The following is a 12,213-nucleotide window of genomic DNA, read 5'->3' as shown; positions in this document are numbered from 1 at the left end:
GCTGTGCCGGATGGGAGCATGGAGGCATGGACATCGACCGCCTCGCCACCCGCTACGAGATCGCCCTGCCCGCCTGGATCGAGGACGCCGTGCGCGACGTCCCCGAGTTCCTGCCCGAGCGCGAGGACCGCATGGCCCTCGTGCACGCCCTCGCCGACCGCAACTTCCGCGAGGGCAACGGCGGCCCGTTCGCGGCGATCGTCGTGGAGCGGGACTCCGGCCGCGTGGTCTCGGTCGGTGTGAACGTCGTCCTGGGGAGCGGAGTCTCCTCCGGCCACGCGGAGGTCACCGCGCTCGGTCTCGCGCAGACCGCGCTCGGCTCGTGGGACCTCGGCGGTGAGGGCCTGCCGGCGCACGAGCTGGTCGTCAACTGGCGGCCCTGCGTGCAGTGCTACGGAGCGACGCTGTGGTCGGGCGTGCGGCGCCTGGTGGTCGCGGGGTCGGGCCCGGAGCTGGAGGAGATCTCCACCTTCGACGAGGGTCCGATGCGCGAGGACTGGGCCGCGCAGTTCGAGGCGCGCGGCATCGAGGTCGTCGACGGCGTGCTCCGCGACGAGGCGCTCGAGGTCTTCCGCGCCTACCGCGCGCACGTCGACGCGGGCGAGGTGCTCGTCTACAACGCGCGCGCCGCGGACTGAACCCCGCGCCCTGAACGAGCGAGCCGCCCCGAGGAATCCCCGGGGCGGCTCGTCGTGTCAGTGGGCTCGTGCTGTCGGCCGGCCCGTGCCGTCAGTGGTTGCCGGGCGTGTACACGGCGGAGGCGCGCCACCAGTCGTCGAACATCGACAGCGGCACCTGCCGCTTGTGCTCGGTCGCCTGGTACCGGGCCTCGATCGCCTCGGCGACCTCGGTCGCGACGTCGCCGCCCTCGAGGTACTCGTCGAGGTCCGCGTAGACCAGGCCGAGGTTCGACTCGTCCGTCTGGCCGGGGTTCTCGTCGAGCAGGTCGGCGGTCGGCGCCTTCTCGTAGAGGCGGGCCGGGGCGTCGAGGTGCACGAGCAGCGAGCGGCCCTGGCGCTTCGTGAGACCGGTCAGCGGCAGCACGTCGGCGCCGCCGTCGCCGAACTTGGTGAAGAAGCCGGTCACCGCCTCCGCCGCGTGGTCGGTGCCGACGACGAGCATGCCCGCCTGGCCGGCGATCGCGTACTGGGCGATCATCCGGGCGCGCGCCTTGACGTTGCCCTTGACGAAGTCCGAGATCGGCTCGCCGACGGCGTCGCCGAACGCGGAGGCGATGCCGTCGACCCCGGCGTGGATGTCGAAGGTCACCTGGCGGTCCGGGCGGATGAAGGTCAGCGCGAGCTGCGCGTCCTCCTCGTCGGCCTGCACCCGGTAGGGCAGCCGCACCGCGATGAAGGAGGCGTCGCCGCCCTCCGCGCGCACCTGCTCGACCGCGAGCTGGCAGAGCCGGCCGGCCAGGCTCGAGTCCTGCCCGCCGCTGATGCCGAGCACGAGGCCCTTGGCCCCGGTGTGCCGGAGGTAGTCGGCGAGGAAGCCGCTGCGCCGCTCGACCTCGGCGGCCGGGTCGACGGTGGGGGAGACGTGGAGCTCGGAGATGATTCGCTGCTGGACATCGCGCACGCCTCAACGCTACTCCCGATGCCCCCGCCCCGCCCCGCTTCGGAGCCGACCGCAAGCCTCGGGCGGCGCACACCGTCCTGCCGGGTCGAGCAGCTCAGCCCGGGCACACACGCGCCGGGTCGAGCAGCCCCCCCCCCCGCGCACACCCATGCTGGTCGAGCAGCCCCATCCGCACGCCCACAGGCTGGTCGAGCACCCCCGCCTGCGCACACGCATGCTGGTCGAGTAGCCCCGCAGGGGCGTATCGAGACCCGCCGTCACCAGCAGGACGGGTCTGCAGACTCGTCTTCTGACGCTGGTGGATCTCGATACGCCCGCTGCGCGGGCTACTCGATCAGCATGCGGGAGCCCGCTGCGCGGGCTGCGCGATCCTCCCGAGCAGAGAATGTCGCCACTGCGCGACATCACGCAGATGTTGACGAGCGTTGATAAAATGATCGGCGACAACGATCGTGGACACGTGCCCTTCGGCGCGGCATCGCGACGGAAGGAGCGACGCATGTCAGTGGTTCGCACCGCCGAGGACATCGGCGCGGTGATCCGAGCTCGGCGTCGACAGCTCGGCTGCACCCAGCAGGACCTGGCCGACCGAGCCGGTCTCTCCCGGCAGTCGATCGTCGCGATCGAGCAGGGCAAGGAACGAGCAGCTCTGGTCTCGGTGCTCCGCGTCCTCCTCGAGCTCGGACTCGAGGCGGACGTCTTCGCCCCGGAGGACGCGCACCAGCGGGCGGAGGAGCCGGCCGGTCTCGACCTCCAGGCGTACCTCCGCGGGTTCACGGACGGAGCATCCACGTGACGCGGCAGCTCCTCGTCTTCGTCGACGGTGTCCGTGCCGGAGTGCTCGAATGCGACGTCCGGTCGTCGACGTTCCGCTACGACCGGCCGTACTTGGCGCGCCGCACGCCCACGCCGCTGTCCCTCTCGCTGCCTGTCGGTCCGCGGGAGTACGGGCCCGAGGTGGTCGAGCCCTTCCTCTGGGGGCTCCTGCCCGACAACGCGGAGACGCTCCGGCGGTGGGCGCTCGACGCCCGGCCGCAGGCCGACGAGCACAACCCGTTCACCCTGCTCCAGCACTACGGGCTCGACTGCGCGGGAGCCGTGCAGTTCGTGCGTCCCGAGAATGAGGCGACCCTCGGGCGTCAGGGCGGCCTCTCCCGGCTCAGCGACGCGCAGATCGGAGCCCAGATCCGTGCGATGAACGCGGATCCGAGCAGATGGACGTTCGACGATCGCGACGGTCGTTTCAGTCTCGGCGGCGCCCAGGCCAAGTTCGGCCTGCTGCGAGAAGACGATGCGTGGGCTCTGCCGACGGGCGCGACGCCGACGACGCACATCGTCAAGCCGGGGATCCCGGAGTTCCGGGCGAGCGCGATCAACGAGCACATCTGCCTCATGCTCGCCGCGCGCCTGGGGCTGGTGGCCGCGCGCTCCCGCATCGAGCGGTTCGACGGCGAGACCGCCGTCGTCGTCGAGCGCTACGACCGTCTGCGCCCGGCGGAAGCTCGTCCGCCGGAGGAGAGCGCGCGCGGCCTGCGCAGGATCCACCAGGAGGACTTCTGCCAGGCGCTCTCCGTCATGCCGTCCCAGAAGTACGAGGACGACGGCGGCCCCGGGCTGGGACGCATGGCGGCGCTTCTCCGCAGGCAGCTGCCGAGGGACGAGGCGCAGCGCGCGATCGAGCGGCTGCTCCTCGGCGTCGCCTTCAACTGGCTGATCGCGGCGCCCGACGCCCATGCGAAGAACTACTCCGTCCTGCTGTCGGGACGGCAGATCGCCCTCGCACCGCTCTACGACATCGCCACACTGACCCCGTACGACCGGTACCGCTCCGAGCGCATGCGCTTGGCGCAGAAGGTGGCAGGCACCTACCGGCTCGCCGAGATCGGAGGACTCGAGTGGCGGACGGAAGCCGCGGCCCGTGGTCTGGATCCGGACCGCTTCGGAGACCGGATCACCGAGCTCGTCGCCGCAGCGCCGGACCACATCCGCGCGCTCTGCTCCGACCCGGCGCTGCGGGCGATGGACCCGGAGTTCGTCGACGATCTGCGTACGGCGCTCCTCGATCGTTTCGCTGCAGCGGCGGCCGCGCTGCGCTGAGCGCGGGTCAGCCGCGCGCGGCGACGATGCGGGCGATGCGCTCCGGGACCGTGTCGTCCTGGAGGCTCGTGACGTCGCCGAGGGCGCGCCCGTCGCGGATGTCGCCGAGGAGGCGCCGCATGATCTTGCCCGAGCGGGTCTTGGGCAGATCCGGGACGACGACCACGTCGCGCGGCTTCGCGATCGGCCCGATCGCCGTCGCGACGTGCTCGCGCAGCACCTGCGAGAGGTCGGCCTCGAGCGCCGTCCAGTAGGCGGGATCCTCCTCGGCGCGGTCGATCGCCTCGTCGGACGGGATCACGAACGCCGCGATCGCCTGACCGGTCGTCGCGTCCTCGACGCCGACCACGCCGGCCTCGCCGACCGCCGGGTGCGCCACCAGGGCCGACTCGATCTCGATGGTGGAGAGCCGGTGCCCCGAGACGTTGATGACGTCGTCGACCCGGCCGAGCACCCAGATGTCGCCGTCGGCGTCGTACTTCGCGCCGTCGCCGGAGAAGAAGTAGCCGCGGTCGGCGTAGCGGGCCCAGTAGGAGTCGCGGTACCGCTCCGGGTTGCCCCAGACGGTCCGCGCGAGGGCCGGGCCCGTGCGGTCGACCACGAGGTAGCCGCCGGAGCCGTTCGGCACCCGCTCGCCCGCCTCGTCGACGACGAGGGCGCCGAGGCCGGGCAGGGCGCCCAGCGAGGAGCCCGGCTTGAGCGTCGAGACGCCCGGCAGCGGGCACATCACGGCCGCGCCCGTCTCGGACTGCCACCAGGTGTCGACGATCGGGCAGCGCCCGCCGCCGATCCGCTCGTGGAACCAGACCCAGGCCTCGGGATTGATCGACTCGCCGACCGTGCCCAGCAGTCGGAGGCTCGAGAGGTCGTACTCGGACGGCATGCCCTCCGGGAACCAGGTCATCAGCGTCCGGATCAGCGTCGGCGCCGTGTAGTAGACGGTGACGCCGTAGCGCTCGATGATCTCGAAGTGCCGCGCGGTGTGCGGAGTGTTGGGCGTGCCCTCGTAGATCACCTGGGTGAGCCCGTTGGAGAGCGGTCCGTAGATCTCGTAGGTGTGCGCCGTGACCCAGGCCAGGTCGGCGGTGCACCAGTGCACGTCGTCCGGCTTCGCGTCGAAGACGGCCCAATGCGTCCAGGACGCCTGGGTCAGGTAGCCGCCGCTGGTGTGCACGAGGCCCTTCGGCTTCCCGGTCGTGCCCGAGGTGTAGATGATGAACAGCGGCGTCTCCGCGTCGAAGGCCTCGGCCTCGTGCACGTCGCTCTGCCCGTCGACGACGTCGTGCCACCAGACGTCGCGGCCCTCGGTCCAGGGGAGGTCCGGCGTCTCGTCGCCGGTGCGGCGGACGACGAGAACGTGCTCGATCGACGCGACGCCGGCGACCGCGTGATCGGCGTTCGCCTTCACCGGCACGGCGACACCGCGCCGGAACTGGCCGTCGGTCGTGACGAGCAGCTTCGCGCCGGTGTCCTCGACGCGGAAGCGCACCGCCTCGGCGGAGAAGCCGCCGAAGACGAGGGAGTGGATCGCGCCGATCCGCGCGATCGCGAGCGTGATGACGACGGTCTCGGGGATCACCGGGAGGTAGACGACGACACGGTCGCCCTTCCCGATGCCGAGCGCGGTGAGCGCGTGCGCGGCGCGGGCCACCTCGCGCTGCAGCTCGGCGTAGCTGATCGAGCGCCGGTCGCCGCGCTCGCCCTCGAAGTGCAGGGCGGTCTTGTCGCCGCGGCCCGCGTCGACGTGCCGGTCGACGCAGTTGACGGCGACGTTGAGCGTGCCGCCCTCGAACCAGGTCGCGCGCGGGACCGACAGCGTGCCGTCCTCCTGCGGGACGGCCGGCTCCCAGCGGTGCGCGGTGTGCCAGGGCTCGACCCAGTCGAGGCGCCGGGCGGCCTCCTCCCAGAACGCCACCGGGTCGGCGGCGGCGCGGGCGTGCTCGCCGGGGCCGACGTTCGCCTGCGCGGCGAAGGCCTCGGGCGCCGGGAAGCGGCGGGACTCCTCGAGCAGGTTGGCGATCGTCTCGCTCATCGTCGTGCCTCCGTGGTCGTCGTGCCGGTCGTCGGGCTGGTCGTGGGACGCGCCGTGCCGGTCATCCTCACGCCCACTTCCGGATCGCGTAGCGCTGGAACACGCCCACGATCGAGTCGGTCAGCTTGCCCAGCACCGCCAGCAGGATGATCGCGAGGAAGACGCGGTCGATCCGCCCGTTGCTCTGGCTGTCGGTCAGGCGGAAGCCCAGGCCCATCGACGACGCGATCAGCTCGGCGGCGACCAGGAACAGCCACGACTGCGCGAGCGCCAGGCGCAGCCCGGCGATCACCGAGGGGATCACGGCCGGCAGCTGCACCGCGGTGAACAGCCGCACGCCGGAGAGCCCGAACGCCCGGCCCGCCTCGACGAGCTGCCGGTCGACGTGGCCGAGGGCTGTCGCGACGGTGGTGAAGACGGGGAAGAACGCGCCGATCGTGATCAGCGTGATCTTCGACTCCTCACCGATCCCCATCCAGAGCAGCAGCAGCGGCACCCAGGCCAGCGACGGCACCGCCCGGATCGCGCCGAGCGTCGGTGCCAGCACGACCTCCCACACCCGGGAGAGCCCGAAGAGCGCGCCGACCAGCAGCCCCAGCGCGGAGCCGAGGCCGAAGCCGATCAGCACCCGCTGGGTCGAGATCGCGACGTCCTGCCCGAGGTCGCCGCGCTGCGCGAGATCGACCGCCGCCGCCCAGACCATCGCCGGCGACGGGAACACCGAGACCGACACCATCCCGGTGGTGGTGACGATCTGCCAGGCCGCGAGCAGCAGCACCGGGAGGATCGCCCCGCCCACCACCAGGAACCAGCGCCGCGAGGTGAGCGGCCGGGCGTGCGCCGCCTCGTCGTCGCGGAGCCGCTTCTGCGACGCCTCGACGCTCGGACCGACCACGGCGGTGCCGACCGCGCCGGGCGCCTGCACGAGCCCGGTGCTCCGGCGCACGAGGTCGGCGTCGGTCACGGTCTCGTCGTCGCGTGTCGCCATCGTCGTCTCCTCGGTCGGTGTCGCTGCCGGTGCTGTCGCGGGTCGGTGCTGTCGTGCGGGGGTGGTGCGGGCGTCAGGAGCGCCGTCAGGCGATCGCGGACGGGTCGGCCGCCGTCGCGTAGCTGTCGTCGATCAGCGAGTCGAGGGCCGCGTCGACCTGCTCCTGCGTGGCGACGTCGCCGTTCGCGACGAAGATCGGGCCGATGATGGCGAGCACGTCGGTCTGAGCCGAGCCGGGCACGTTGTCGACGTCGAGGTTGCTGCGCTCGGTGATCACCGTGGTCGCCACGGCGACGTCGAGCCCGGCGACGGACGCGAGGATGCTCGCCGTCTCCTCCTGGTTCTCCAGGGCCCAGGCGCGGGCGTGCTCGTAGGCGTTCACGACGGTCTGCGCGAGGTCGGGCTTGGCCGCGAGGAAGCTCTCGGTGGCGTTGAGCAGCCCGTAGGAGTTGAAGTCGACGTTGCGGTAGAGCAGGGTCGCCCCGGCCGCCTCCGCGCCCGCCATGATCGGGTCGAGTCCGGCCCAGGCGTCGACCGAGCCGTTCTGCAGCGCGGCCCAGCCGTCGGCGTGCTGCAGGTTCTGCACGGTGACGTCGTCGATGCTCAGGCCGGCGGCCTCGAGCGCCTGCACCAGGAAGAAGTAGGGGTCGGTGCCGCTGGTGGCCGCGATCTGCTTGCCGGCGAGCTGCTCGACGCTGGTGATCGCCGAGCCGGCGGGCACGACGAGGGCGGACCACTCCGGCTGGGAGAAGATGTCGATCGTCCTGATCGGCGAGCCGTTCGAGCGCGCGAGCAGCGCTGCCGAGCCGGCCGTGGAGCCGACGTCGATCGCCCCGGCGCGCAGGGCCTCGTTGGCCTTGTTCGAGCCGGCCGACTGCACCCAGGTGACGGTGACCTCCTGCTCGGCGAGGGCGTCCTCGAGCCAGCCCTTCTCCTTGATGACCAGGCTCAGCGGGTTGTAGGTCGCGAAGTCGAGCGTCAGCGTGCCGCCCTGGGTCTTCGCGGTCGAGCCGTCGGAGGCGGCGGGCGCCGCGGCCGCGCCTCCGCCGCCCTCGCCCTGCACGCAGCCCGCGAGGAGCGGGACCGCGGCGGCGGTGAGCAGGCCCGCGAGCGCGGTGCGGCGGGTGAGCGGGGAGGTGCTGAACGACGGGAACGACATGGGGGCCTCGACTTCGGTGCGGTGGCGGGAGTGGGACGAGTGTGCAGGAGCGGACGGACGGGATGTCCGCGAGCGGTGGGATCCGTGGACGGGGGGCGGGATCGGCGCCTGGGGAGGAGAGGAAGGAGGGGCGCGGCGGCCTAGTGCCGCTCGATCCCGAGCCCCTCGAGCAGCTCGACCCGCCGCTCGGCGAGCTCGGCGGAACCGCGGTCGCGGGGCCGTGCACCGGGGACCGTCATGATCTGCCGGATGCGCGAGACGCCGCCCGGCTCGTCGCGGCCGAGCAGCACGATGCGGTCGGCCAGCTGCAGCGCCTCGTCGACGTCGTGGGTGACGAGCAGGATCGTCGCGGGGGCGGCCGCGTGCACCTCGAGCAGCAGGTCCTGCATCCGCAGGCGGGTCAGCGCGTCGAGCGCGCCGAACGGCTCGTCCAGGAGCAGGACGCCGGGGTTGCGGGCCAGGGCGCGGGCGAGCGAGGCCCGCTGCGCCATCCCGCCGGACACCTCGCGCGGCCGGGAGCCGGCGTGCGCGGTCAGGCCGACCAGCGAGAGCAGCTCGTCGACGGCGGTGCGGCCGGCCTCGCGCGAGGTGCCGCGCGGGAGCCCGAGCGCGACGTTCGCCGCGAGGGAGCGCCAGGGCAGCAGGCGCGGCTCCTGGAACGCGACCGCGCAGCGCGGGTCGATCCCCGAGACCGACGACCCGTCGATCAGCACCGTGCCGGCGCTCGCCGTGTCCAGGCCGGCGGCGATCCGCAGCAGCGTCGACTTGCCGCAGCCGCTCGGGCCGAGGATCGCGATCACCTCGCCGGCGCGCACGTCGAGCGAGACGTCGGCGAGCACGGGGGCGCCCGGGGCGAAGGTGCGGCCGACTCCGTCGAAGCGCACCGGGAACGCCGACTGGCCGAGCGCGGCGTCGAAGGCCAGGCTCGTGCGGGCGGGGGTTCCGGTCATGAGGGCTCCGAGGCGGGGCGGGCGGGCGGACCGTCCGATCGTACGGACGAGCGCCGGCCCCTCGGCGGCAGCGACGACACGCGGAGTAACACAGACGCCGCCCTGCACGACGAAGGCCCCGCCGGCACCGCGCAGCGGCGGCCGACGGGGCCTCGGGGGAGCGGACTACGCCTGGACGAGCACGAGCTCCTCGAGCGGCAGGCGCGTGCGGGGAGCGGTCTCGCGCTCGCGGAGCACGTCGTTCTCGAGCGCGTCGGGGCTCGCGAGCACGCCCACGGCGGCGACGGTCACCGGGTCGAAGCGCGCGTCGACGCCGAACGCCGTGCGGATCCCGTCCTTGTCGAAGCCGGCCATCTGGTGCACGTGCAGCCCCTCGTGGTGCGCCTGCACGCTGAGGTGGGCGACGGCCTGGCCGAGGTCGTAGACGGCCCACGGGCGCGCCTCGCCCTTCTCGTCGACCGTCTCGGCGAGCGCGACGATCAGCGCGGCGGCCGAGCCGGCCCAGGCGGCGTTGAAGCCGACGAGGGTGCCGACGATGCTGTCGAACTCCGGAGTGGAGCGGCGCGCGACGATGAAGCGCGACGGCTGCGAGTTGCCGGCCGAGGGGGACCAGCGGGCGGCCTCGAGCAGCGCGGTCAGCGTCTCGTCCGCGATCGCCGCGGAGGCGTCGTAGGAGCGGGGGCTCCAGCGCTCGGCGAGGACGTCCAGGATCGGGGCGCTGGTCGAGGCGGTGCGGGTGGCGGTGTCGGTCATGGGGTGCTTCTCTCCGGAGATGGCTGAACAGGGCGGGCCTCGTCGCCCGAGGGACCCAACCGCAGGAGCTCCGCCGGCATTCCCGCTCGTCGCGCCGACCGGCCGTTCGCCCACGGAGGAGCACGGGGTCCTGTCGGTGCGGAACGGTACCCTGGAGAGCGGCGTGCTTCCCCGCGCGCGACAACTCACCACTCTGATGGAGGATCATCCATGGCCCAGCACTTCGACGTCGTCGTCCTGGGGGCAGGCCCCGGTGGATACGTGGCCGCGATCCGTGCCGCCCAGCTCGGCAAGTCCGTCGCCATCGTCGAGAAGAAGTACTGGGGCGGTGTCTGCCTCAACGTGGGCTGCATCCCCTCCAAGGCGCTGCTGCGCAACGCGGAGCTCGCCCACATCTTCCACGCGCAGGCGAAGCAGTTCGGCATCTCGGGCGACGTCTCCTTCGACTTCGGCGTGGCCTTCGACCGCAGCCGCACCGTCGCGGACGGACGCACCAAGGGCGTCCACTTCCTCATGAAGAAGAACAAGATCACCGAGTTCGACGGCACCGGCTCCTTCACCGGCCCGCAGGGCCTCGACGTGCAGCTCACCAAGGGCGGCTCCGAGTCGCTGACCTTCGACGACGCGATCATCGCGACCGGCGCGAGCGTCCGCCTCCTCCCCGGCGTCGAGCTCTCCGAGAACGTCGTCACCTACGAGACCCAGATCATGACCCGCGAGCTGCCCGACACGATGGCCATCGTGGGCGCCGGCGCGATCGGCATGGAGTTCGCCTACGTCCTGAAGAACTACGGCGTCGACGTGACGATCATCGAGTTCATGGACCGCGCCCTCCCCAACGAGGACCCGGACGTCTCCAAGGAGATCCAGAAGCAGTACAAGAAGCTCGGCGTCGAGATCCTCACCTCGACCAAGGTCGAGTCGGTCGTCGACAAGGACGGCTACGTCACCGTCACCTACACCGGCAAGGACGGCACGCAGTCGACCCTCGAGGTCGACAAGGTCCTCATGTCGATCGGCTGGGTCCCCCGCGTCGAGGGCTTCGGCCTCGAGAAGACGGGCGTCGAGGTCACCGAGCGCGGCGCCATCGGCATCGACGAGTACATGCGCACCAACGTCCCGCACATCTACGCGATCGGCGACGTCACCGCCAAGCTGCAGCTCGCGCACGTCGCGGAGGCGCAGGGCGTCGTCGCCGCGGAGACCATCGCCGGAGCCGAGACCCAGACCCTCGGCGACTACCGGATGATGCCGCGCGCCACGTTCTGCCAGCCGCAGATCGCCTCCTTCGGCCTCACCGAGAAGCAGGCGACCGACGAGGGCCACGAGATCACCGTCTCGACCTTCCCGTTCATGGCCAACGGCAAGGCGCACGGCCTCGGCGAGCCCACCGGCTTCGTCAAGCTCATCGCGAGCAAGCAGTACGGCGAGCTCCTCGGCGCCCACATGATCGGCCCGGACGTGTCCGAGCTGCTCCCCGAGCTCACGCTCGCGCAGAAGTGGGACCTCACCGCGACCGAGCTGGCCCGCAACGTGCACACCCACCCGACGCTGTCGGAGGCGCTCCAGGAGGGCTTCCACGGCCTCAAGGGCCACATGATCAACATGTAGCTCCCCGCTCCACCTGCACCGCGCGCTCCGGCTCGCGGCCGCACCTGCTCCGGCTCGCAAGATCCGCCTCGGCTCGCCCGATCGCGTGGATCCTGCGAGCCGGAGCTGTTTCCGCGAGCCAGAGGTGTCTTCGCGAGCCGCGAGCTGTCCTCCCGAGCCGGAGGTCCCGTCCCGAGCCGGCTCGCGTCTCGACGGGCCCGGCTCCGGGCCGCCGCTAGCGTGGACGGATGGAACCGCGCCTCCTCGACCGACTCGCCGCCGACGCCTGGCCGCCGCTCCAGCGCGTGGCGCTCGGGGGCTGGCAGCTGCGCGCCGCCGGGGGCGTCACGAAGCGCGCCAACTCCGTGCTCACCTCCGGTCCCGTCGAGGACGTGGACCAGGCGATCACCGCAGCCGAGGAGTTCGCGCGCGAGCAGGGGATCCCGCCGCTCTTCCAGCTCGGCCCCGCGACGCTCCCCGCCGACCTGCCCGAGCGGCTCGCCCGCCGCGGCTACGCCGGGCACGAGCGCACCCTCGTCCTCACCGGCTCCGTGACGGAGGCGCTCGCCGCGCTCGGTCCCGCCGCCGCGGAGGCCGCGGAGCCGGTCGAGACGACGGAGGCGCCCGGTGAGGAGTGGCTGTCGCTCTGGTGGTCGGTCGACGGCCGCGGCCGCGACGCCGAGCGCGGGATCGCCGAGCGGATCCTCGCGGGCTGCGACTCCGCCTACGCCCTGCTGCGGGACGGGAGCGGCCCCGCCGCCTGCGGCCGGCTCGCCTGGGCGACCGCCGAGGACGGCGAGCCCTGGTGCGGCTTGTTCGCCCTGGCCACTCGCCCCGACGCCCGCCGCCGCGGCCACGCCGCCACGCTCCTCCGCGCCCTGCTCGAGCAGGCCGCCGCCCGAGGCGTCGACCGCCTCTGGATCCAGGTCCTCGCCGACAACGCCGCCGCCCGCCGCCTCTACGCGTCCCTCGGCTGCCGCGAGTCCTCGCACTACGAGTACTGGCGCCGCTGACCGTCCCCCTCCCTCCCGCGAGATGCCACTTGTGCACGCGACACGCCGTG

General features: G+C 72.7%; 11 protein-coding genes. 5 read left to right on the top strand and 6 right to left on the bottom strand.

Annotation, left to right across the window (positions count from 1 at the left end; all coding sequences use genetic code 11):
- Positions 1–26 precede the first annotated feature (26 nt).
- Entirely contained in the window at positions 27–638 is a 612-nt protein-coding gene (locus C1I64_RS15755) for a tRNA-specific adenosine deaminase (protein ID WP_173234484.1), read from the top strand.
- Positions 639–729: 91 nt separating this feature from the next.
- Here C1I64_RS15755 and nadE read toward each other — a convergent pair whose 3' ends face one another.
- Positions 730–1,581: an ammonia-dependent NAD(+) synthetase gene (gene nadE / locus C1I64_RS15750; protein WP_127887854.1), complete on the bottom strand. Its 852-nt coding sequence runs from the start codon at positions 1,579–1,581 to the stop codon at positions 730–732.
- Positions 1,582–2,080: 499 nt separating this feature from the next.
- Between nadE and C1I64_RS15745 the strand changes: the two genes are divergently transcribed.
- Complete coding sequence (locus tag C1I64_RS15745) at positions 2,081–2,377, top strand: helix-turn-helix domain-containing protein (protein WP_164874566.1); 297 nt, start codon at positions 2,081–2,083, stop codon at positions 2,375–2,377.
- A complete protein-coding gene (locus C1I64_RS15740; protein WP_127887852.1) occupies positions 2,374–3,678 on the top strand; it encodes a type II toxin-antitoxin system HipA family toxin in 1,305 nt (434 codons plus the stop codon). Before C1I64_RS15745 ends, C1I64_RS15740 begins: the two co-directional genes overlap by 4 nt.
- 7 nt (positions 3,679–3,685) lie before the next feature.
- On the opposite strand, the gene acs is transcribed toward C1I64_RS15740, so the two are convergent.
- The 5 genes from acs to C1I64_RS15715 form a co-directional block, all read right to left on the bottom strand.
- Positions 3,686–5,710, bottom strand: coding sequence for an acetate--CoA ligase (gene acs / locus C1I64_RS15735; RefSeq protein WP_127887851.1), 2,025 nt, complete (start codon positions 5,708–5,710; stop codon positions 3,686–3,688).
- Positions 5,711–5,777: 67 nt separating this feature from the next.
- A complete protein-coding gene (locus tag C1I64_RS15730) occupies positions 5,778–6,698 on the bottom strand; it encodes an ABC transporter permease (protein WP_123447157.1) in 921 nt (306 codons plus the stop codon).
- 85 nt (positions 6,699–6,783) lie between these two features.
- Positions 6,784–7,857: an aliphatic sulfonate ABC transporter substrate-binding protein gene (locus C1I64_RS15725; protein WP_123447156.1), complete on the bottom strand. Its 1,074-nt coding sequence runs from the start codon at positions 7,855–7,857 to the stop codon at positions 6,784–6,786.
- A gap of 140 nt (positions 7,858–7,997) precedes the next feature.
- Positions 7,998–8,807: an ABC transporter ATP-binding protein gene (locus tag C1I64_RS15720; RefSeq protein WP_123447155.1), complete on the bottom strand. Its 810-nt coding sequence runs from the start codon at positions 8,805–8,807 to the stop codon at positions 7,998–8,000.
- 165 nt (positions 8,808–8,972) lie between these two features.
- A complete protein-coding gene (locus C1I64_RS15715; protein WP_127887850.1) occupies positions 8,973–9,560 on the bottom strand; it encodes a nitroreductase family protein in 588 nt (195 codons plus the stop codon).
- Positions 9,561–9,770: 210 nt separating this feature from the next.
- Here C1I64_RS15715 and lpdA point away from each other — a divergent pair, with 210 nt between their 5' ends.
- On the top strand, positions 9,771–11,171 hold the full coding sequence (gene lpdA, locus C1I64_RS15710) for a dihydrolipoyl dehydrogenase (RefSeq protein WP_123706034.1): 1,401 nt from the start codon (positions 9,771–9,773) through the stop codon (positions 11,169–11,171).
- Between the two features lie 227 nt (positions 11,172–11,398).
- On the top strand, positions 11,399–12,163 hold the full coding sequence (locus C1I64_RS15705; RefSeq protein WP_127887849.1) for a GNAT family N-acetyltransferase: 765 nt from the start codon (positions 11,399–11,401) through the stop codon (positions 12,161–12,163).
- Positions 12,164–12,213 lie beyond the last annotated feature (50 nt).

The organism is Rathayibacter festucae DSM 15932 (assembly GCF_004011135.1).
In the GTDB taxonomy this organism is placed as follows: Bacteria; Actinomycetota; Actinomycetes; order Actinomycetales; family Microbacteriaceae; genus Rathayibacter; species Rathayibacter festucae.
The sequence above is the reverse complement of the archived record's forward strand: the minus strand, read 5'-3'. Positions and strand labels throughout refer to the sequence as shown.

Coding starts and splice junctions, on each gene's coding strand:
- C1I64_RS15720 (WP_123447155.1), bottom strand. CDS start 8,807: ATGACCGGAACCCCCGCCCGCACGAGCCTGGCCTTCGACGCCGCGCTC.
- C1I64_RS15755 (WP_173234484.1), top strand. CDS start 27: ATGGACATCGACCGCCTCGCCACCCGCTACGAGATCGCCCTGCCCGCC.
- C1I64_RS15745 (WP_164874566.1), top strand. CDS start 2,081: ATGTCAGTGGTTCGCACCGCCGAGGACATCGGCGCGGTGATCCGAGCT.
- C1I64_RS15705 (WP_127887849.1), top strand. CDS start 11,399: ATGGAACCGCGCCTCCTCGACCGACTCGCCGCCGACGCCTGGCCGCCG.
- acs (WP_127887851.1), bottom strand. CDS start 5,710: ATGAGCGAGACGATCGCCAACCTGCTCGAGGAGTCCCGCCGCTTCCCG.
- C1I64_RS15730 (WP_123447157.1), bottom strand. CDS start 6,698: ATGGCGACACGCGACGACGAGACCGTGACCGACGCCGACCTCGTGCGC.
- C1I64_RS15725 (WP_123447156.1), bottom strand. CDS start 7,857: ATGTCGTTCCCGTCGTTCAGCACCTCCCCGCTCACCCGCCGCACCGCG.
- C1I64_RS15715 (WP_127887850.1), bottom strand. CDS start 9,560: ATGACCGACACCGCCACCCGCACCGCCTCGACCAGCGCCCCGATCCTG.
- lpdA (WP_123706034.1), top strand. CDS start 9,771: ATGGCCCAGCACTTCGACGTCGTCGTCCTGGGGGCAGGCCCCGGTGGA.